Here is a 20,064-nt window from a genome sequence, read left to right on the forward strand (position 1 = left end):
ATTTGAGGGTTTAAACCCCGGGGGAAGGTCTTCAAGGCCAACTCCGTCTGCCCAACTTTTGACCACTATATTACGCATTGTTTCGCTTTTACAGCAATGCCCGCTTTCTTTCAAATAAAGAGTCAGGGGCGTAAAACGCCCCTGACACTACAGTGAAAGCTCTCGATTGCTTGCCTTAATAAATTCCTTCTTTAGCTCTTCGTAAGTATGGGCGGCAGGAAACTGAGGGAATTCGTCTATTACGTTCTGAGGCGCATGAAACAAGATGCCCGCATCAGCCTCACCCAGCATGGTGGTATCGTTATAAGAATCACCGGCAGCGATAATACGATAATAGAGGGTCTTCAGGGCCAGAACAGACTGACGTTTTGGGTCTTTCTGGCGTAGGTGGTAATTAATAACTCTCCCGCTGGCATCGGTCTCAAGGCGGTGACAAAGTAACGTGGGGAAGCCCAGCTGACGCATCAAGGGCTGGGAGAACTCGTAAAAGGTATCCGATAGAATAATCACTTGAAAGCGCTCCCGCAGCCAGTCAACAAACTCCACTGCGCCCTCAAGGGGCTTAAGGGTGGCAATCACCTCCTGAATTTCATTCAACCCCAGGTTATTCTCTTCAAGAATTTTAAGCCGCTGACGCATCAGTACATCGTAGTCAGGAATATCCCTGGTCGTTGCCTTTAAGGCTTCGATGCCGGTCTTTTCGGCAAATTTAATCCAAATTTCAGGCACTAATACGCCTTCTAAGTCTAAACAAGCGAGTTCCACAGCTATCTCCCCTATCCTAAGCGGTATAAAAGTTGGCGAATCTACCTTGCCAAGCGCCGAAAAGCAATCCAGATAACCCAGGGGCACCCTCAGCTCGGGATAATAGACAGTTATAAGATAATACCCCCAAGGTATTGGGCAGACACGCCTCGCTTTGCTATGCTTCGCGCAAAATTAGATCTTGGCATCAGCCAGAACCACCGTGATTCAGGAACCACAAACCATGACCGAGGTTATCAACACTGTTGATATAGAGCAGGAACTGGCCAAGCAAAGTCCCCATCGGATAATGCGCTACGCTCTGGAAAACTACCAAAATATAGCTATTTCATTCAGCGGAGCTGAAGATGTTGCACTCATAGACATGGCCAGCCGTATTCGCCCGGATGTGTCAGTATTTTGCCTAGACACCGGGCGCCTGCACAGCGAAACCTATCAGTTCATCGAGCAAGTGCGTAAGCACTATGGAATCCAGATAGATATACTATCTCCTGATGGCGAAGAAGTACGCCAGCTTGTCAGTAAAAAAGGTCTTTTCAGTTTTTACGAGGACACCCATAAAGAATGCTGCGGCATTCGTAAAATCAACCCGTTGCGCAAGAAGTTGCTGGAGGTTGATGCCTGGATTACCGGCCAGCGTAAAGATCAAAGCCCTGGCACCCGCGCAGACATCCCCGTCATCCAGGACGACCTGGCATTTGCCCGCGCCGGTGAGACACTGACCAAATTTAACCCTCTCGCCAACTGGAGTTCAGAGGAAGTCTGGGCCTATATCCGGGCCTACGAGGTTCCTTACAACCCCCTGCACGATCGTGGTTTTGTTTCCATCGGCTGCGAGCCCTGCACCAAACCAATTGGCCCTGGCCAACATGAACGCGAAGGGCGCTGGTGGTGGGAAGAAGCGACGAAAAAAGAGTGCGGCCTCCACGCCAGTAATATCAGCTAAGCGGCAACACCCATCTAACGATGAGCGGTACAGGCGATGAAAATAACTCTGGTAAAAAAAATACTGCGTGACGGCTCTGCATGCCGAAAATGTCTGGATGTACAAAATAAACTAGAGCAAGCAGGCCACTTGGCCCGTATCGACGAAATCGTTGAAGCCCGTGAAGACGACATTGACAGCCCGGGCATGCAACTTGCCAAACAGTACGGCGTGGACCGGGCACCATTTTTTATGGTCGAGGAAGATGGAAAGCCGATTAAAATTTACACGGTCTATATGAAGTTCTTACTTGAAGTCTTAGAGGCTTAACCCAGGACAAGTGACTCCAGTCCCACCGAGACCGCAATAACCCCCAGGGTTTTTAGCCAGATATTGCTGATGATACGTCTCAGCGTAATAAAACGCTGGTGCAGGCTGAATCTCGGTGGTGATATCGCCATACCCCCGGGCTCGAAGTTCCGCCTGGTAAAGGTCTCGGCTTGCCTGGGCGCGGCTTAATTGAGCCTCACTGCTCAAGTACAGCCCCGAGCGGTATTGAGTGCCCCGATCGTTACCTTGCCGCATACCTTGAGTAGGATCATGAGCCTGCCAAAATACTTGCAGGAGTCGGTCGAATGAGGTGTCTGCAGGGTTATACACCACTAAAACAACTTCATTATGACCCGTCAACCCACTACACACCTCTTCGTAAGTTGGGTTGGGTGTATGGCCTGCGGCATACCCGACAGCAGTCGTAAATACGCCCGGCTCTTGCCAGAAGCAGCGCTCCGCCCCCCAAAAGCACCCCAAACCGGCTAAAAACCACTCGGTATGCTCTGGAAAAGGAGGCTTGATTACTTCCCCTGATACCCAGTGAGTATTTTCCACCTGAAGGGGTTCTGGCCTGCCCGGCAATGCCTGCTCTTCAGTTGGCATTTTGGATTTATCTTGTCCTGAAAACATACACCCCACTCCTGTTCAAGCCATCGCCGTTAGCGACTTAACGAGTTTTAACCAGGACTCTGCCCTGCCCCTGACCTTTTAACATCGCACTTAAATAATCAGGAACTTGAGCAAGAGAAATTTCACGCACCATCGCATCTTTGACCTTCTGGGTTAAAGGTACCTCTGCCAGCTGCTGCCAAAGTCTATGTTTATAGCTTAGTGGCTGCTCCGCGGAATCCACGCCCAGTAGCGAGACACCGCGCAGAATAAAGGGGTAAACATTAGCCGTTAAGTCGGCTGACAGCGCTAATCCACAGCTGACAATAGCCCCTTCGTGATCCGTCGCTTTTAACAGGTTTACTAAAGCGTCACCCCCTAAGGTGTCGAACCCCAAGCGCCAAGAAGGTTTTAGCAGTGCTTTTTTCTGTGGCTCTAACCACTCTGAACTGGGCATACACTCACTGGCACCCAACTCTCGCAACCTGGGGTATAACTGCGCCTTGCCACTTAAAGCAATGACTTTGCAGCCTGAGTAACTCGCCAGAATAATGGCGAGGTTGCCAACGGCGCCTGATGCACCTGTGATCACAAACGTTTCGCCGTCTATCTCTGCTCGCTGTAGCCGTTTGATTTTATCTAACCCTTGCGCAACCGTTAGCCCAGGAGTGCCATAAATCATAGCGTCAGCCAAACTCAATGATTCAGGGCACTCACACACCCATTCCACGGGTGCGCGGCATACCTGCGTTAAACCTCCGGGGGTATTCATCCCAAAATCGTAGCCGCTAACCAACACCCTCTGCCCCGCCTTGAACGTTCCTGAGGGATCATCACGAACGATACCCGCGGCATCGATGCCTGGCGTGTGAGGAAAGTTGCGGCTCACACCAGGGTTTGCAGCGCTACTTAATGCGTCTTTAAAGTTTAGCCCTGAGTAGTACACATCGATCAAAACGCCACGATCACCTAAGGTAGATTCAGCAACATTTTCAAGCACGCAGCTAACTTGGCCGTTTTTACTGCGATGCACACGAACAGAGCTGAAATCAGACATAATATCTCCTAAAACCAGCGAGTGGATTGTAACCGTGACAGCCAGCGCAAGGTCAATTTATCAAAACTGGCCTCGGCTGCAAGACCTAACTTTTCTGGCAATGTTTTCTTTTGTGCGTACTCAACTTCGAATATATCTGCATCAGGGTGCTGAGAGTAAAGATAGCTGTCACTGGTGACAATTTCATCGATCAGCTGAATGTCCAACGCGCGGCGACCGTACCACACTTCCCCGGTAGCCACTTGTTCAATGGCAACAACGGGCCGATGCTCCGAAACAAACTCTTTAAAAAGTACGTGGGTTTTTTCAATATCGTCGGTGAACTTCTCTCGCCCCTTGTCCGTATTCTCGCCAAACATGGTTACCGTTCGCTTGTACTCACCGGCGGTAAACATTTCGAAGTCGATATCGTTCTTTTTGAGTAAGCGATGAAAATTAGGAAGTTGAGCCACCACCCCGATTGAACCTAGAATTGCAAAAGGTGCAGCAATGATTTTATCCGCTACGCATGCCATCATATAGCCACCACTGGCAGCCACCTTATCGACACTGACCGTTAAAGGAATACCTCGCTCTTTAAAACGCATAAGTTGACTAGCCGCCAACCCGTAGCTGTGCACCATGCCGCCGCCGCTTTCAAGCCGTACAACCACTTCGTCCTTACTCTCGGCCACGCCAAGGACCGCTGTTATCTCCTCACGCAGGCTATCTCCAGCCGATGCTTTAATATCGCCATCAAAATTAAGCACATAAATGCGTTTACGTCGCTTTAGGGTATGATCAGCTTTTTCCGGCGGCTTTTTATGCCGCTTTTTTTCTGCTTTGCTGTTCTTTTTTTTAAGCTTAAGCTCTAACTTTCTCGCAGCTGAATCCAGCACCTCACCTTTGATAGTATCGGTAAATTGTTCAAACTTTTCGTTAAGCTTTGTTACTTCAATATGACCTTCATTGCTATTACCCTTTTGTTTATTACTGGCAATTAAGGCTAAAACCACTGCAACAACCACTAAAACGGTAATGGCTTTAGCCAAAAACAAGCCATATTCACTGATAAATTCCAAACAATTTCTCCTAACTTTTTATCGGTTTAGTGCCAGCCGCTCACTGCTGAGCGCGCCTGATCGTTTACCGGGCGAGCCACAAGCCCAGCCGCTGATAAGCTTATTTCAAATACGGCCTCATCCGCCATCGGCAGATATGTCGCACTGCCGTATACCGCATCAACGATCGGCAAACGCTCTTTTGCCTCACGCAGCCATGCCCAGACATCAACTCCTACAGGGCTCTCATTGAATGCATAGACAGTCCGGTCTTCCTCACGCTCTTTTTCTAACGAGTAGTAGCGGCCGGATAAGCGATCCAGTCGATACCCTGGCTTTATACCAACGTTGGATAACGCACCCGTCCACTTAATAATCCGAGCGTCTAACTGCCATTGATCTCCTTTGATTTTGTAACGATGTTCGACACCTTCCGCATCGACCACCAACACCTCAAAGACCTGGTCCGCTTTTTTATCAAAACTTAGAGTGGCAACGGTTTGCTCCGTTTGTATCTGCCGATAACTGAAAATATCCAGGGCAATAAACACAAAAACGACCGCTAAGGCCAACATGCCTAAGCCAAACATGCCTCTCAGCCATCCAAGTATCCAACTGTCTTTCCATAACAGTTTTGCGGCTGAATAGGCCACCATCAGAGCAAGCAATGCAGCCACCGCTGCTATCGCACTATACACCACTGTATTCTTCCCCCTGTGACTTACAACGCTCTAAAAATCCATCAATCAAACGCCGCGCAATAGTACCGGAAGGCGGTATCTCCGGCAGATTTGTTGACTCAAACCAGTTAGCATCTACAATCTCTTCTTCCTGTAAGCTAATTTCACCATCCGCGTAGTCAGCGTAAAAGCCAAGCATTAACTGCCCTGGAAAAGGCCAGCTTTGGCTGCTGTGAAAAGTGAGATTATTTACTTCAATACCCACTTCTTCACGAACTTCACGTATAACCGCCTGCTCGGCAGACTCTCCGGCCTCTATAAATCCCGCCAGTGTCGTGTAAACAGCGGTATGAGAGCGTTTATGCCTAGCCAACAGGCAGGATTTTTCTTTCTTTATTAAAACGATAATACAAGGTGAGACTCGTGGATAATAATTGCTGTCGCAGGCATTGCAACGCAACACCATCTCTTTGCGCTTCAGGTCTTCTGCATGAGGCAACCCTAAAGCTGTACCACAGCAACTGCAAAAACGATGGGAGTAAAACCAATGACTTAACTGTACGGCTTGACTTGCGGATAAAATTTGCTGTTCGTTAAACTCAAACAAACACTCGCGTAAAGACACCCATTGAACATCACTATTTACCAAGTCGTCTTTTAATAGTAGTGCATAGTCGTTAGAGTCTGAGGCCGTCAACGGTAAGTATATACCCTCTCTCAAGCTCTCTACTTCGTGTATGGGGTTTCCTGAACTGTCCACACCAATAGAGCCATTTTTCACCAGCCACAGCTTAGAGAAGTTGGGTTGCATAGCGGGCACTCAAGTATCGACAGGATAGCCAAGTGCCGCCAAACTGTCTTCTGCCACTTGCAAAACACTGGTATCGGCGTCTTTACCGGATTTGATTGAATCGAGATAGTACTCCAGGCTAATAACTGCATCGGCAAACGTTTCCAGCAAATGCTGAACGGCCGCGAGTTCCTCTCCCCCTAGTAGCGCTTCATTAACAAATCGCTCACAGGCAGCGACAACCTGGGCAGCTCGGGGTAAATTAAGCACGGACATCCCACCACGAACACTGGTTAATGTGGAGGCGACGTTTTTAATATGGCCAACATCATAATTAGATTCAGCGTAAGAGTTTAATCCGCGCTTAATTAATGCCAGGCCCGCCTCAGCCTCTTCAATGACCAGTGTTTCAGCCTCCATAATCTGGCTGTTAGAAAGCGCTTCTTCGCGGGACAAGGCGTTCAACCGCGCAAGCTTTTCCTCTGACAAGCTCATTTTTGACAAACCGGCCACCGTACTCTCGATATAAAGCAGAGTATCGGCTACTTTCAGTAGCTCATCCGCCTGGGCCTCGTTGCTGCCATCTTGCCAGCTACTGATTCGGGCAATTTCCTCTTTCAGAGAGTTTGCGGGCGCCACAAGACCGACGACCGACAAGGTATCGGCCACTCTCTTTAGGGTATCCACAAGCTCTGGGCTATCAATTAATAGCTCTACACCACCCTGAGCGGCCCTTTCGAGAATATTTTTTGTAGTTCGTAACTCATCTTGTAATACGGCACTCATGGAACTAACGGTAGTCGCGCTCGGCCCTTTTAAATGCTCCTGCTCTTTGGCAAGCCCACTTTCCGTGTACCCAAGCTCTGGAGCATCAAATGCTTTGCGTATACGACGATTTCTCTCACTATCTTGATGAGCTAAAACCGTCAGATAAATCAGCTCTTTCAACAAAGGTTCATTGGGAGCACGCTTGAGAACGGCTTCGCCTTCGAACTGCAGTCTTTTAATGTCTCTGTCAATAGCGCCAAAAAGCATTTTCCGAGCATTTGTTAGCTCAAGCTGGTTTTTGCTTAAAAGAGTTAAAAACTCAGCCCCAACCCACCAGAGATTGGCCACGGGGTGATTTCCACACACTTTATCCAGGCGTTCTAATGCCCGGGACATCATGCCGAGGGAGGGAGTAACCTGCTGCCCTTGTAATACGTTAAGCATCGCCACTTGGTACATGTGGCGAAGCCTGCGCACGACCTGACGAAACTCTTCCGGAAGGTTTAATTCGGGCTTAGATTCTCTTTGCGGGTCAGTGACATTAACGGGGTAATAGTAACTTTGTGGCACAGGGGGTGCCTTACGCACCCGACGTAACTCATTGATATAAGGAATGAGCAATACAGCCATACTGCGCCCTACTTGGGTGCAGTACTCAAGGTAACGCGGCAAAATAAAAAAGACTGAGGTGAGGCGATCCAGCTTTGCTACCGTTTTTGGGTCCTCACCCAGCGGGATATCCGTAATATGCTCAACAAGCTCTTGCGCCAGTAAATCGACGCCTCGCAGCTGTAACAAACTGAGTGTTCCACGTATCTGCTTGATATCGTCTATACACAGCTGTAATAACTCGCCATTTTCCAAGTCAGCCACAAATTGTTCTAAACGCGAGGCTGCCGACTCTATTGTTGCCAAGAGTTCATCATGTACAAGCTTTAAAGAGGAAGCATTAAAATTCTCTGCGGTATCCTGGTTCACTATTATCGTCCTAAAGTTACCTTTGGTGCCGCTCAAAAAACGCTCATCACATTAAACTTTTACGTTTAGCAGCAACAGGTTAATCGTAAATAGTAGAAACTACCTTAAAACATGACAGACCGCTAGAGCGAGTACTTGGCAATAGCTAAAGATGTCGCATTTCACCGCCAAAGGCAGTTTCCACCACTGGCCTTATCAATATCCGCCAACTTTTTTTGATGACACTCAAGCTCGTGGTCAGTGGCTCGTAGTACCGGTAGAGGCGCCCTTTCAGGGCTTAAACGACGAATCTCTCCTGCCCCATCACTGCCCTCATCGCCACTATTACCACTACTGCCCAGCGAGAGCGCGGTTTGCCCCCCCGTCATCAGCAGATAGACATCAGCTAGAATTTCCGCATCAAGCAACGCTCCATGCAAATCACGCTGGGAGTTATCGACGCCATAACGCTTGCACAGTGCATCCAGGTTGTTTTTTTGCCCTGGATGCTTACCTCGCGCCAAGACCAAAGAGTCAACAATAGAGTTACTAAGTGCAATGGTCTGATGCGCAGGATTGAGCTGACGCAACTCATGATCAATAAAGCCCACATCGAACGGGGCGTTGTGAATCACAAGCTCCCCACCCTCAATAAAGGCGAGAAACTCATCACGAATTTGAGAGAACACGGGCTTATCAGCCAGCATTTCATTGGTAATACCGTGAACTTCTATTGCCCCAGCATCCACTTCTCGCTGCGGATTAATGTACTGATGGTAATGATTTCCCGTTAACTTACGGTTGATCACCTCGACACAACCGATCTCAATAATCTTATGCCCCGATGCAGGGTCCAGGCCTGTAGTCTCTGTATCCAAAACAATTTGACGGTGGCCCTTCACATCTATACTCATGCTATAACCCCTTTAAAGAATCAATACCACGATTCGCTAGCTGGTCAGCGCGCTCGTTTTCCGTGTGACCGCTGTGCCCTTTTACCCAGCGCCAATCTACCTCATGACGCTGGCACTGCTCATCCAATAAACGCCAAAGGTCGTCATTTTTCACGGGCTTTTTAGCAGAGGTACGCCACCCATTGCGTTTCCAGCCGGACAGCCATTCGGTTATACCTTTACGTACGTACTGAGAGTCAGTTGTTAACACGACATTGCAGGCCTCATTCAGAGCCTTTAATCCCTGAATAGCCGCCATTAACTCCATTCGGTTATTGGTTGTATTAGCCTCTCCACCAAACAGCTCTTTTTCTTTTTCGTTGTATCGCAATAATGCCCCCCAGCCACCAGGCCCCGGGTTACCCCGGCAGGCACCATCTGTAAAAATCTCAATGTTCTTCACTAATAATTACTCGCTTCATTCTCTCTTAGGGCTTTGAGCTTTCAATGCAAGGTTACCAACCTCTAACTGAACAGCCATCTCGGCTTGCTTTACGTTGAGCTGCCCCCAAAGCCCTGATTTCAATCGTCGACCAGTCAGGTTTGATGGCCAAAACACCCGGTACATCTTTACGCACACAGGCCATATAGTAACTCCCCCAGGGTAACTTCAGGCGATCACAGCTGCGCTCGAACATGTCTGCAGTCGCGGCACCCGGCCAAAAACCGCCATAACGCACCTCGACCAGGCTCAAGCCCAGCACAGCAAACCAGTCTAACAAACGCCCTAAGCGGATATGATGGTGATGCCACAAAGGGTTATTGCTGCTGAAACGCCGAGAGAAACGCCATACTCCCTGCAGACTCCACGGGTTAAACCCACAGACAATAATATGCCCCCGAGGGATTGTCGCCCGCGCGGCTTCCGCTAACAATTGCTGGGGCGTAGCGCTGTAATCCAAAGAGTGATGCAGTAAGACCACATCCACCGATTCTGACGCTAACGGCAACAGACTAAAATCGCCTCGAGCCCCCTCCCAACTATTTCCATCGGCAATAGGGCTAATCGCAAATTTATGGGGAATACGACTGGCTGAGGTTAGGTTTAGACCACGGCAAACGCTGATCTGACACAAATGATACCCGAACATACAAGAGAGAACAGGATCAATAGCCTCCTGTTGACGACTTAGCAACACCTGGCCTGTGGCACTCGAAAACCACTGAGATGCAGCGTCTACCGCCTGCTGAGGTTTGCAAATTTTGCCCGCCAAACCGTATCACCCGTAAGTCGTTTAGTCAGCGATGTTACCATAGCCGACCAACATCTCCGATACCATCAACCCCGAGGCTACAGGAGGCTTTGTGCGACTCTTTTCCTTTCCAGCCCTACAGACAAATTACTTCTGGTTGCTGCAACCTGATGATAACTCGGCTAATGCCTATATTTTCGACCCAGGCGATGCAGAACCTGTACGCCAACAGCTAAAGCAACACGAGCTGACCTTAGCGGGAATAGTGGTCACTCATCATCACTGGGACCACACCGACGGTATCGACGACCTGCTTACAGATTTCAACGTGCCGGTTTACGGCCCCTCGAGCCCTAAAATCCCTCAGATAACCCATCCACTTAAAGGCGGCGACACCTTGGCGCTGGGTCCTCTTACACTCGAAGTGCTTGATACGCCCGGGCACACCTTAGAACACATCGCCTACTTTTTACCCAACTCTGAACCACCGCGACTGTTTAGCGCCGATAATATTTTTGGAGCCGGGTGTGGCCGTATGTTCGAGGGGAGTGCCGAGCAATTTGTCAATTCATTGCAACAGCTCTGCCAGCTCCCACCAGATACTCTGATTTGCTGCTCCCACGAATACACGATCGATAGCATTCAGTTTGCATTAAGTGTTGAGCCCAACAATCTTGAGCTACGTAAGCGTCAGGAAGAAGAGAAAAGAAAGCGAGCGCAAAGGCTACCGACGATTCCCAGCTCCTTAGCCCTTGAGCTTGCCACGAACCCATTTTTGCGAACCACCGAAGTAGAGGTAATTGCCAGCGCTGAGCATTACTCAGGCCGCAGACTCACTTCAGAAAGTGAAGTTTTCGCCGCCATTCGGCACTGGAAAGACAACTTTGGCAAAAATTGACCAGCTGCAGTGAAAACCCTAGAATCCCGTGAACTTTGAATGATGAAACAACATAAGACTCCAGCCGCATGAGATTGACCAAAACTATCGCCGTTGCCCTAAGTATTTTTCTCACTTCTTGCGGCCTAACCCCAACCACTCCCCCCTTAAATACCACGGCAGAGAAGCCTGTTCCAGCCGTACAGAGCAAAAGCGATAAACCGCCTGTAAGCATTGCTAAAACCAGCTCAACAGTGGATCAGGATTTGTGGGATCGTATCCGCAGTGGTTTTTCACTGGGCCCCTACGATCAGAAACAGCTCGATCAATATGTAGATTGGTACGCAAATCACCCAGAATATATTGAACGGGTATTCACACGCGGCCAACGTTATCTGTACCACATTGTTGAAAAAACAGAAGCTCAAGGCCTGCCCCTTGAGATCGCCCTGATGCCAGTAGTAGAAAGTGCTTTTGATCCCTTCGCTTACTCCTACGCAACGGCTTCAGGAATGTGGCAATTTATGTCCGGCACTGGGCGAGAATACGGCCTGAAACAAAACTGGTGGTATGACGGACGCCGGGATATTATCGACTCTACCGACGCGGCGTTAGCCTATCTTGAGCGATTGCATAAGTTATTCGATGACAATTGGCTTCACGCCCTGGCCGCTTACAACACCGGACAAGGGCGTCTGCAACGCTCAATCAATCGTAACGCCAAAGCCGGCCAACCAACGGATTTTTGGTCATTAAGCCTGCCCCGTGAAACACGCGCCTATGTGCCTCAGCTATTAGCTCTTTCGAAAATTATCGCCAACCCTGCCGAGTACGATATTGAGCTTCCCGAGATTCCCAACGCGCCCTATTTTGTAGCCGTGGACATCGATTCACAGCTGGATTTGGCCCGCGCCTCCGAACTCGCCAACATTTCCATGGACGAACTCTATCTACTCAACCCGGGCTATAACCGCTGGGCGACAGATCCGGAGGGGCCACACCGCCTTTTAATTCCAAGCGCTCACGCGGAAGGCTTTGCCAATGCACTGGCTGCTATCCCTACCGCAGAGCGTATCAGCTGGCAGAGATACAGCATTAAGCGCGGTGACTCATTAATTAAAATCGCCAAGCGCTTTAACACCAACCCAGAAGCCTTACGCACAGCGAACAATTTAAAGTCTTCACGAATTCGCGCTGGAGATACATTGCTCATCCCCAGCGCTTCAGAGCAAAGCGAGCACTACGCCTTTAGCGCCACACAAAGACGCGCTTCCAGCCAAAGCAAATCAAAGGGCAGCAGTGGCAGCACCAAGGTCAACTATGTGGTTAAAAAAGGAGACAGTTTTTGGCGTATCGCCAATCAACATAAGGTAAGCGTCAGTTCACTTGCCAAATGGAATGGCATGTCCTCCCGCGATACCTTAAAGCCTGGGCAAACTCTGGTGGTCTGGAGTAAAACCTCAAAATCCGGAGACAGTAATGGTATTACCCGCAAGCTAACCTACAAAGTCCGCAGCGGAGACTCACTTGATACCATCGCCCGTAAATTTAATGTAAGCATTCAGGACATCAGCCGTTGGAATAATGTGGCAGTTAAAAATTACATACACCCAGGTCAAAAGCTGACACTGTTTGTGGATGTAAAAAATGGGCGTTAAGCGCTCGTCACAGTACGAACGGCCTGAAGTAACGTTTTAGTGTAGGGATGCTGAGGACGATTAAAGAGCGCCTCAGCACTTCCGGTCTCCACCACCTTGCCAGCCTTCATCACTAAAATAGTATGACTCATGGCTTTTACCACATCCAAATCGTGGCTAATAAATATAAACGCCATTTTGTGCTCTTGCTGCAAACGTTTAAGCAGCGTAATCACTTCTTTCTGAACGGCTCTATCAAGCGCTGACGTTGGCTCATCTAGCACAATTAATCGCGGCTTTAAAATCAACGCCCTTGCAATAGCAATTCGCTGTCGTTGTCCACCTGAAAACTCATTGGGATACCGAAATCGAGCCGCCGCATCTAACTGCACTTGAGTTAAAACGTCGATAACTCGAACCTCAATCGCTTCCTTATTTAAGCCTGGCTCATGGACTTTCAGCCCCTCTGCAATAATATCAGCCACTGTCATCCGCGGACTTAAGCTTGAGAACGGATCTTGAAAAATAACCTGTATTTCCCGCCGTAAAGGTTTCAGCTCGCGGGCGCTTAACTGAAGTAATGAAAGTCGCTTATGGGTGCCGTAAGCAACTTCACCATCGCTTTCGATTAAACGCAACAAAGACCGTCCCAGTGTTGTTTTACCCGAGCCACTTTCTCCCACCACACCTACCGTCTCGCCCTCACGAAGGGTAAATGAAATATCATCAACGGCTTTTACATGATCCGCGACTCTTTTAAACACACCCTTATAAACAGGAAACCACGTTCGCAAGTTTGACACTGAGAGTATTTCAGGCGACCTGGCCGGCACTGGAATGGGTGCCCCCCCAGGGTCAGAGGCAATCAGCTCTCGCGTATAACCCTCTTTGGGGTTGGCAAAAATATCGGCCGTCGCGCCAGTTTCGATTAACTTCCCCTCTCTCATAATGGCCACTCGGTCGGACAATGCCCGAACCACATGAAGATCGTGGGTGATAAACAATACCGCCATATTCAGCTCTTGCTGAAGCGATTTCAGCAGTGCCAGGATTTGCGCCTGCACTGTCACATCAAGTGCAGTGGTGGGCTCATCAGCAATTAATATCTCAGGTTCTGTAATGAGCGCCATGGCAATCATTACGCGCTGTCTTTCTCCGCCACTTAACTCATGGGGTAAAGCCGACAATCTTCGCTGCGCATCCCGAATGCCTACTTTTTCAAGCCACCGCAATACCTGGGGTCGAGCTTTTGCACGCGACAACCCTTTATGCAGCAATAAAACTTCAGCCAATTGCTTTTCAATACTGTGCAGCGGATTTAAAGAGGTCATGGGTTCTTGAAAGATCATACTGATGCGATTACCACGGTACCCCCCCAGCTTAGCTTCGCTAAGCTGCAGCAAATCTATCTGCTCAAAAAGAATCTCACCACTTTGGTAGTGTGCACTATAGGCAGGTAATAGCTTTAGAATTGATTGAGCGGTGACCGATTTTCCGGACCCGCTTTCCCCAACCAACGCTACTATTTCACCTGAGCTCAGATCAAGGTTGACGCCCTCAACCACTTTACGCTGTGTGCCATCTTGAGCAAAAGCGACAGTTAAATTCTTAATCTGTAACAGAGGTGGAGTACTCATAAATTTCATCGCGTTTTATTAGGGTCGACGGCATCTCGAACTGCTTCACCCACAAAAACCAGTAACGTTAACAACAAAGCTAAAACAATAAACACTGATATACCAATCCAGGGAGCGTGCAAATTGTTCTTACCCTGACTTACCATTTCGCCTAGCGAGGCAGACCCCGGTGGTAATCCGAAACCAAGAAAGTCCAGCGCCGTCAGGCTGGTAACACCTCCAACCAACAAGAAAGGAATAAACGTCACTGTCGCGACCATCGCATTGGGCAATAGATGACGAAACATCAGTGTTGCATCCGAAACCCCCATAGACTGTGCGGCCAACACATAATCAAGGTTTCTCGCGCGCAGAAATTCGGCGCGCACCACACCCACTAAAGTCATCCAGCCAAACAATAATAAAATCAACAACAAAATCCAAAAGCTGGGAGGCACTAAACTGGCAATAATAATGAGCACAAAGAGGGTCGGCATACTAGACCAAACCTCTAACAGGCGCTGCCCAATCAGGTCTATCTTTCCACCGTAAAACCCTTGTATTGCACCTGCCGCAACGCCGATAACCGTGGTTAACAAGGTCAGGATCAGACCAAAAACAACGGATATCCGAAACCCATAAATTAAACGAGCAAGGACATCCCTCCCCTGATCATCAGTCCCCAGCCAATTCTCGGCAGATGGAGGACTGGGGGCCGGAGAAGGCAAGTCATAATTAATCGTTTTGTAATCAAATCTGATGGGAGGCCATAACATCCAACCAGACTGATTAATTAACTCAGCAATATAAGGGTCACGATAATCGGCGGCAACATCAAAATCGCCGCCAAATGTCAGCTCTGAATACTCCTGTATAACAGGAAAGTATAAGTTATTATCATACTTAACAATGATAGGGGCGCTATTGGCAATCAACTCCGCACCCAAGGTTACAGTGAACAAAGCTAAGAATAGCCAAAGGCTAAAAAATCCACGACGGTTCTTTTTAAAGCGCTGCCAACGCTCCTGATTCAATGGACTCAATTTCATTAGCGACCCTCAAAATCAATTCTGGGATCAACCCAGGTGTAAGCGAGGTCACTCACAATACCAATGAGCAGGCCGAGTAAGCCAAACATATACAACGTGCCAAACATGACGGGATAATCGCGCTGCAAAGTAGCCTCAAAACCTAACAAGCCCAGCCCCTCTAACGAGAAAATCACCTCAATTAAAAGCGAACCAGTAAAAAACATGCTGATAAAGGTGGCAGGAAAGCCAGCGATAATAATCAGCATCGCATTTCGAAACACATGCTTGTACAAAACCCGGCTTTCCATCGCCCCTTTTGCCCGAGCCGTAATGACATACTGCTTATTGATTTCATCTAAAAAAGAGTTTTTGGTCAGCATGGTCAATGTGGCAAAGCCACCTATGACCATAGCGATAATCGGCAAGGTTAAGTGCCAAAAATAATCGGCAATTTTTTCGTACCATCGAAGGGAATCGAAGTTGTCAGACACCAGGCCTCGCAAGGGAAACCAGTCAAAATAGGACCCGCCGGCAAACACGATGATAAGCAATATGGCAAATAAGAAGCCCGGCACAGCGTTGCCAATCACAATAATCCAACTGCTCCAAACATCGAAACTACTGTGGTGCTTTATCGCTTTCCTAATTCCCAAAGGAATGGAGACAAGGTAAATAATCAACGTGCTCCACAATCCTAACGATACAGATACAGGCAAGCGATCAATGATTAGCTCTGTAACCGAACTGGCTTTGAATAAACTATCGCCAAAATCAAAGCGAACATAATCCCACAGCATAGTGAAATAGCGTTCGTACATGGGTTTATCGAAGCCAAACTGTTTTTCAATTTCAGCGATTACCTCAGGATCCAGCCCACGTGCCCCGCGGGACTCAGGTGACTCGCCAGCGGCACTCAAGCCAGAGTCGGGTTGGTCCGAGCTGCTGCCTGTCACACGCTGAATTGAGCTATCACCCATCCCTAGCATCTTGGCAACAGCCTGATCCACTGGACCGCCCGGTGTAGCCTGGACAATAAAAAAATTGAGCGTAATGATTGCCAGCAATGTCGGTATTACCAGCAGCAACCGCCTAAGTACATATGCCGCCAAATTTACACCACCATCCTAATCACTTCGCCAAAGATTTTGCTTTTTGCTCATCGTACCACCAGGAGTCCAACCCAATGGCATATCTAGGACGTTTCTCAGGGCGTGAGAATTTATTCCAGTAGGCAATTCGGAAGACACCTGAATGCCACTGCGGGATAACATAAAAATTCCACAAAGCAACACGGTCAAAAGCCTTCCCCAAAGCCATGAGCTTGTCATCATCTTCTTGACTATCTCGAATCTGGGCAATCAAGGCGTCGATCACAGGATTACTGACACCGGCTTGATTATAGGTTGAGTCCAGGTAGTCAGAGTGCCAGGCAAGTTCCATTACCGGCATAGGGTACGGCATAGCGCTATATCCTTGCGGCGTCATTTGATAGTCCCTTGAACGCAGACGATTCAAATACTGAGTTGAATCCACCATACGAATACTTGCACTAATACCAATGCGCTCTAAATTGCGAATAAAAGGTAAGGTTACCCTCTCCATCGAAGGGCTATAAAGCAGTATTTCGAACGCAAATGCTTCGCCTTTTTCATTCACCAACTTTTTATCTTTTAAGCTCCAGCCCGCCTCTTTCAAAAGTGCCAACGCTTGTCGCATTTGCTCTCTGTTGCGGCCCGAGCCATCGGTTTTTTGTGCCCGCCACACAGGACCAAACACCTCCTCAGGCAATTGATCACGAAAAGGCTCTAACACCGCCAGCTCAGCTTTACTGGGCGAGCCTTCGGCTTTGTACGGTGTGTTTTCAAAGTAACTTTCATTGCGCGTATACGATGAATAGAAAAGGTTTTTGTTCAACCATTCAAAATCCAGCATTAAGTTCAGTGCGCGACGCACGCGACGATCCTGAAACAACTTGTATTGTGTATTAAAAACAAATGCCTGCATCGGCTGAGGAATGGAGTGAGCCACCTCTTCCTTCACAATTTTTCCCTGGGTGACAGCTGGCACCTGATAGCCTTCAGCCCATTGCTTGGCAATATTCTCCCGCCTGAAGTCAAACTCTCCTGCCTTAAATGCCTCTAAGCTGACTGTATCATCCCGATAATAGTCATAGCGAATCGTATCAAAATTCAGAAGCCCTTTACGGCTAGGTAAATTTTTAGCCCAATAATCTTTTATCCGTTCGTAGGTCGCCGACTGCCCCAACTTATAGTCGGCGACACGGTAAGCACCACTCCCCAGCGGAGGCTCCTTTAATGGCTCTGAAAAGTCACGAGACTGCCAATAATGTTTAGGAAGAATAGGCAGAGAAGCCATACTAGGCACCAGCTCTTTATTCGAGGTCTTAAATGAGAACTTAACTGTTAACTCATCGATAGCCTTCACGTCACTAACATCGCCATAACGCTGCTTTACGAAAGGAACCCCCTCTTCCATAAATTTATGAAAAGTAAATACGACATCCTCAGCCGTGATTTTTTTACCATCTTGATGGCGAGCATTGGGGTTAAGATAAAAGGTGACCCATGTGTAATCTGAGGGGTACTCAATGCTCTCAGCAATCAACGGATAATAAACACCTATCTCATCGTCACTGCTGATCATCAAAGAATCATAGAAGGCTTCGCTATTGACCTCACTATCACCTCGCGAGGCATATCGATTAAAACTGTCGTAGGTACCGACCGTTGCCAAGACTAACTGCCCCCCTTTAGGGGCGTCAGGGTTTACATAGTCAAAATGTTCAAAGTCTGCCGAATATTTTGGCTCGCCACGCTCCGCGAAGGCGTGGGATTTGATCACATTTACCTCAGCTGCGTCTTGCGCATAAGCCGCGGAGGCGAATAACCATACCAATGCGAACACGGCGTATCTAAATCTGTTCATATTCTCATCTCGCGATAACGAAGGCAGTTGGACAAATTGTACGGAAACTAGTGCCCTTATGTACAACTAAGTTGAGCAAAGCGAGCACTATAATATTAAGCAAGGCCTTATGGAGACTGGCACGGACAACCTGATGTTATAGTGCTACTATTAGACTAAATTAAGTGACAGCCAGCCAAAGCTGATCATTTTTTAACCCTATCATTTCTCGAACGCAAGGTTGCGCAATGACAACCAAGCTTCTTAATGAAGACCAGCGGGACTGCCTACAAGAAATTGCCAATGTCGCCATGGGGCAATCGGCAGATCGACTAGCGCGCCTGCTTGACGTATTTGTCGTGCTCTCCATTCCCACCGTGGGCATTCTAACTCGCAATGATATCGCCATGGCGCTGCAAAGCCTACAGCAGTCAAATACCGAGGTCACACACGGCCTGACTGGGGTGTGCCAAGGGTTTATCGGTGGCGGAATCGCCGGTGAAGCTCTATTGATCTTTAACGGCACCAATTATCATGACCTGGCGACACTACTTCGCTATCAGCAGAGCGAAGGTATTAAAAACGAGCTACTCATGGACACCACCAATGTACTGGGAGGCGCTTGTTTACATAGCCTGGCTAAACAGCTCGACACCCATTTCAGCCTTGGTCCTCCCACCTTGCTCAATGGCAACCCAGACCTGGCCAGTAGCCTGCAAGAACGAGAAACCGGTTGGTCTGAGGCTCTTGTAATAGAGATCAATTACTCGATCGAAGACCATAAAGTAAATTGTGACCTATTGTTGGTTATCAGTGAGAATTGCATAGACGGCTTACTTGAAAAATTAAATTACCTCCTTGAATAATAAGAGATGGCTCAAGACGACATAAATCACTTTCTTAAAGATGTCCATTGGCTAATGGACATCCTGCAAAATATTGATGTTGGCCTGGTTGTCTTAGACCGGGAGTATCAGGTTTGCCTGTGGAACCAGTTTATGCAGAACCACAGCGGTAAGGCCCCTGAGCACGTCTTAGGCCAATCATTGTTTGATGTATTCCCTCAGCTGCCGCAAGAATGGTTTTGCCGCAAGGCCGAACCCGCTTTTGTCCTGCAAAGCGCCGCCTTCACCACCTGGGAGCAGCGCCCTTACCTTTTCCACTTTCCGCACTACCGCCCCATTACCGGTAGCGCCGAATTTATGTACCAAAACAGCACTATTATCCCTTTACTCAACACTCATGCAGAAGTTTCGCATATTTGCTTGATTTTATACGATGTTACTGACACCGCTATCAGCAAAATCACCCAAACTGAAACCAATAATCGTCTGGAAGATTTGAGCCGAATTGACCATTTGACCCAACTTTTTAATCGAGGCTACTGGGAGAGCTGCCTTGAGCAAGAGTTTAAACGTTTTGATCGCTATCATATTCCCTGCACATTGATCATGTTCGATATCGATCACTTTAAAAGAGTCAACGACACTCATGGTCATAGCGTCGGGGACGATGTAATACGTGTCATAAGTCAATGCTTAAAAGAAGAGATGAGGGAAACCGACGTGGCCGGACGTTATGGTGGAGAGGAGTTTTGTGTCATCCTCACCGCCACAGATAGTGATGGAGGGCTGGAATTTGCCGAACGGTTGCGCAATAGAGTCGAAAATCAGCGAATTATGGCGCAGAATGAGATCCGGGTAACCATTAGCCTTGGAGTTTGCGAGCTAAATGAGAGTATTGAGAATACACAAACCTGGATAAAGCGCGCCGATCAAGCACTTTATCACAGCAAAAATCGCGGCAGAAATCAAAGCACCCAGAACTGAACTTCATCACGAGCCGTGCAATAAAATGGCGCGCCTCAAAGAGACACGCCATTAAACATATTAGTCGCTCTTAAGCTGA

The 20,064-nt window shown here is 48.3% G+C and carries 20 protein-coding genes; 6 read left to right on the forward strand and 14 right to left on the reverse strand.

All coding sequences use genetic code 11. From position 1 onward, the window contains the following. Positions 1-147 precede the first annotated feature (147 nt). Positions 148-765, reverse strand: coding sequence for a bifunctional phosphoserine phosphatase/homoserine phosphotransferase ThrH (gene thrH, locus D568_RS0110930; protein ID WP_020209642.1), 618 nt, complete (start codon positions 763-765; stop codon positions 148-150). A gap of 223 nt (positions 766-988) precedes the next feature. On the opposite strand from thrH, the gene D568_RS0110935 reads away from it, so the two are divergent. Then, positions 989-1,711 (forward strand): phosphoadenylyl-sulfate reductase, encoded by a 723-nt coding sequence (locus D568_RS0110935; protein ID WP_020209643.1) that lies wholly within the window; start codon positions 989-991, stop codon positions 1,709-1,711. Positions 1,712-1,747: 36 nt separating this feature from the next. Continuing rightward, positions 1,748-2,020: a hypothetical protein gene (locus tag D568_RS0110940; RefSeq protein WP_020209644.1), complete on the forward strand. Its 273-nt coding sequence runs from the start codon at positions 1,748-1,750 to the stop codon at positions 2,018-2,020. Here D568_RS0110940 and msrA read toward each other — a convergent pair. The 9 genes from msrA to D568_RS19975 form a co-directional block, all read right to left on the reverse strand. After that, a complete protein-coding gene (msrA, locus tag D568_RS0110945; protein ID WP_020209645.1) occupies positions 2,009-2,653 on the reverse strand; it encodes a peptide-methionine (S)-S-oxide reductase MsrA in 645 nt (214 codons plus the stop codon). The two genes, D568_RS0110940 and msrA, sit on opposite strands and share 12 nt — an antisense overlap. 37 nt (positions 2,654-2,690) lie before the next feature. Beyond that, positions 2,691-3,689, reverse strand: a complete 999-nt coding sequence (locus D568_RS0110950; protein WP_020209646.1) for a YhdH/YhfP family quinone oxidoreductase — start codon at positions 3,687-3,689, stop codon at positions 2,691-2,693. Positions 3,690-3,697: 8 nt separating this feature from the next. After that, positions 3,698-4,750 (reverse strand): protease SohB, encoded by a 1,053-nt coding sequence (sohB, locus tag D568_RS0110955; RefSeq protein ID WP_020209647.1) that lies wholly within the window; start codon positions 4,748-4,750, stop codon positions 3,698-3,700. Between the two features lie 26 nt (positions 4,751-4,776). Next, positions 4,777-5,427: a cation/multidrug efflux pump gene (locus D568_RS0110960; RefSeq protein WP_245551630.1), complete on the reverse strand. Its 651-nt coding sequence runs from the start codon at positions 5,425-5,427 to the stop codon at positions 4,777-4,779. Then, positions 5,420-6,220, reverse strand: a complete 801-nt coding sequence (gene nudC, locus D568_RS19970) for an NAD(+) diphosphatase (RefSeq protein ID WP_083915352.1) — start codon at positions 6,218-6,220, stop codon at positions 5,420-5,422. Before nudC ends, D568_RS0110960 begins: the two co-directional genes overlap by 8 nt. 9 nt (positions 6,221-6,229) lie before the next feature. Next, entirely contained in the window at positions 6,230-7,945 is a 1,716-nt protein-coding gene (locus tag D568_RS0110970; protein ID WP_020209650.1) for a FimL-related protein, read from the reverse strand. Positions 7,946-8,106: 161 nt separating this feature from the next. Beyond that, the gene (gene dnaQ / locus D568_RS0110975) at positions 8,107-8,838 is read right to left on the reverse strand and encodes a DNA polymerase III subunit epsilon (protein ID WP_020209651.1); all 732 of its coding nucleotides are present in this window, start codon (positions 8,836-8,838) and stop codon (positions 8,107-8,109) included. Position 8,839: 1 nt separating this feature from the next. Then, positions 8,840-9,280: a ribonuclease HI gene (gene rnhA, locus D568_RS0110980; protein ID WP_020209652.1), complete on the reverse strand. Its 441-nt coding sequence runs from the start codon at positions 9,278-9,280 to the stop codon at positions 8,840-8,842. A gap of 52 nt (positions 9,281-9,332) precedes the next feature. Then, positions 9,333-10,091: a methyltransferase domain-containing protein gene (locus tag D568_RS19975; protein WP_051084043.1), complete on the reverse strand. Its 759-nt coding sequence runs from the start codon at positions 10,089-10,091 to the stop codon at positions 9,333-9,335. A gap of 91 nt (positions 10,092-10,182) precedes the next feature. Here D568_RS19975 and gloB point away from each other — a divergent pair, with 91 nt between their 5' ends. Continuing rightward, complete coding sequence (gene gloB, locus D568_RS0110990; protein WP_020209654.1) at positions 10,183-10,968, forward strand: hydroxyacylglutathione hydrolase; 786 nt, start codon at positions 10,183-10,185, stop codon at positions 10,966-10,968. A 68-nt stretch (positions 10,969-11,036) separates the two neighbouring features. Then, a complete protein-coding gene (locus D568_RS0110995) occupies positions 11,037-12,605 on the forward strand; it encodes a LysM peptidoglycan-binding domain-containing protein (RefSeq protein WP_020209655.1) in 1,569 nt (522 codons plus the stop codon). Here D568_RS0110995 and D568_RS0111000 read toward each other — a convergent pair. Genes D568_RS0111000 through D568_RS0111015 form a run of 4 tightly spaced genes read right to left on the reverse strand, consistent with a single transcriptional unit; the run spans position 12,602 to position 18,177 of the window. Continuing rightward, a complete protein-coding gene (locus D568_RS0111000) occupies positions 12,602-14,221 on the reverse strand; it encodes an ABC transporter ATP-binding protein (protein WP_157497825.1) in 1,620 nt (539 codons plus the stop codon). The two genes, D568_RS0110995 and D568_RS0111000, sit on opposite strands and share 4 nt — an antisense overlap. Positions 14,222-14,226: 5 nt before the next feature. Continuing rightward, on the reverse strand, positions 14,227-15,249 hold the full coding sequence (locus D568_RS0111005) for an ABC transporter permease (protein WP_020209657.1): 1,023 nt from the start codon (positions 15,247-15,249) through the stop codon (positions 14,227-14,229). Beyond that, positions 15,249-16,340, reverse strand: coding sequence for a microcin C ABC transporter permease YejB (locus tag D568_RS0111010; RefSeq protein ID WP_026286988.1), 1,092 nt, complete (start codon positions 16,338-16,340; stop codon positions 15,249-15,251). The genes D568_RS0111005 and D568_RS0111010 overlap by 1 nt, the downstream gene beginning before the upstream one ends. Positions 16,341-16,359: 19 nt before the next feature. Then, positions 16,360-18,177 carry an extracellular solute-binding protein gene (locus tag D568_RS0111015; RefSeq protein WP_026286989.1) on the reverse strand — a complete coding sequence of 606 codons (1,818 nt, stop codon included), beginning with the start codon at positions 18,175-18,177 and terminating at the stop codon, positions 16,360-16,362. 227 nt (positions 18,178-18,404) lie between these two features. On the opposite strand from D568_RS0111015, the gene D568_RS19980 reads away from it, so the two are divergent. Both D568_RS19980 and D568_RS0111025 read left to right on the forward strand, forming a co-directional pair. Next, positions 18,405-19,022 (forward strand): hypothetical protein, encoded by a 618-nt coding sequence (locus tag D568_RS19980; protein WP_020209660.1) that lies wholly within the window; start codon positions 18,405-18,407, stop codon positions 19,020-19,022. A 6-nt stretch (positions 19,023-19,028) separates the two neighbouring features. Next, on the forward strand, positions 19,029-19,985 hold the full coding sequence (locus tag D568_RS0111025; RefSeq protein WP_026286990.1) for a GGDEF domain-containing protein: 957 nt from the start codon (positions 19,029-19,031) through the stop codon (positions 19,983-19,985). Positions 19,986-20,064 lie beyond the last annotated feature (79 nt).

The organism is Gilvimarinus chinensis DSM 19667 (genome assembly GCF_000377745.1).
Lineage (GTDB): Bacteria > Pseudomonadota > Gammaproteobacteria > Pseudomonadales > Cellvibrionaceae > Gilvimarinus > Gilvimarinus chinensis.

Excerpts from the sequence above, each read along its gene's own strand:
- D568_RS0111015 (WP_026286989.1), bottom strand. The coding sequence starts at position 18,177 with ATGAACAGATTTAGATACGCCGTGTTCGCATTGGTATGGTTATTCGCC.
- dnaQ (WP_020209651.1), bottom strand. The coding sequence starts at position 8,838 with ATGAGTATAGATGTGAAGGGCCACCGTCAAATTGTTTTGGATACAGAG.
- D568_RS0111025 (WP_026286990.1), top strand. The coding sequence starts at position 19,029 with ATGGCTCAAGACGACATAAATCACTTTCTTAAAGATGTCCATTGGCTA.
- D568_RS0110950 (WP_020209646.1), bottom strand. The coding sequence starts at position 3,689 with ATGTCTGATTTCAGCTCTGTTCGTGTGCATCGCAGTAAAAACGGCCAA.
- nudC (WP_083915352.1), bottom strand. The coding sequence starts at position 6,220 with ATGCAACCCAACTTCTCTAAGCTGTGGCTGGTGAAAAATGGCTCTATT.
- msrA (WP_020209645.1), bottom strand. The coding sequence starts at position 2,653 with ATGTTTTCAGGACAAGATAAATCCAAAATGCCAACTGAAGAGCAGGCA.
- D568_RS0110940 (WP_020209644.1), top strand. The coding sequence starts at position 1,748 with ATGAAAATAACTCTGGTAAAAAAAATACTGCGTGACGGCTCTGCATGC.
- D568_RS0111000 (WP_157497825.1), bottom strand. The coding sequence starts at position 14,221 with ATGAGTACTCCACCTCTGTTACAGATTAAGAATTTAACTGTCGCTTTT.
- D568_RS19980 (WP_020209660.1), top strand. The coding sequence starts at position 18,405 with ATGACAACCAAGCTTCTTAATGAAGACCAGCGGGACTGCCTACAAGAA.
- D568_RS0110935 (WP_020209643.1), top strand. The coding sequence starts at position 989 with ATGACCGAGGTTATCAACACTGTTGATATAGAGCAGGAACTGGCCAAG.
- D568_RS0110995 (WP_020209655.1), top strand. The coding sequence starts at position 11,037 with ATGAGATTGACCAAAACTATCGCCGTTGCCCTAAGTATTTTTCTCACT.
- D568_RS0111005 (WP_020209657.1), bottom strand. The coding sequence starts at position 15,249 with ATGAAATTGAGTCCATTGAATCAGGAGCGTTGGCAGCGCTTTAAAAAG.